The sequence below is a fragment of the Pseudoalteromonas sp. S1609 genome (assembly GCF_005887255.1).
In the GTDB taxonomy this organism is placed as follows: Bacteria; Pseudomonadota; Gammaproteobacteria; order Enterobacterales; family Alteromonadaceae; genus Pseudoalteromonas.
The window spans coordinates 1-468 of record NZ_PNDJ01000106.1 but is presented as its reverse complement, the minus strand read 5'-3'; the positions used below and the strand labels follow the sequence as shown (position 1 = coordinate 468).

Here is a 468-nt window from a genome sequence, read left to right as displayed (position 1 = left end):
TTCATAAATTATATAGGTTGACGTAGACGTTAGCTAATAGTTTTAAATAATTATTGATTCCCTATGAAAGTTCTAGTAACAATATATAGAGTGATCGACTACAAAGTAAAAGCTCGCGTTAATCCTGACAACAGCGGTGTTGATTTAACTAACGTAAAAATGGCCATGAACCCATTTTGTGAAATTGCTGTAGAAGAAGCGATTCGTTTAAAAGAAGCGGGTACTGCATCCGTAGTAGTTGTTGTTTCTATTGGCGCTTAAGCATCTCAAGAACTATTACGCACAGCAGTGGCTTTTGGCGCAGATAAAGCGATTCATGTTGAAACGGAAGAAAATTTAGAGTCTTTACATATATCAAAATTGCATGCAAAAGTAGTTGAAAAAGAATCTCCTGAACTGGTTATTCTAGGAAAAGAGTCAATCGATTATTATTATAATCAATCATGTCAAATGCTAGAGTCTCTGACT

At 34.8% G+C, this 468-nt stretch carries 1 pseudogene; it reads left to right on the top strand.

The window, feature by feature from the left end:
* Window positions 1–63: 63 nt before the first annotated feature.
* Window positions 64–468 (top strand): annotated as a pseudogene (locus CWB76_RS18830) (electron transfer flavoprotein subunit beta/FixA family protein); the annotation flags it as partial.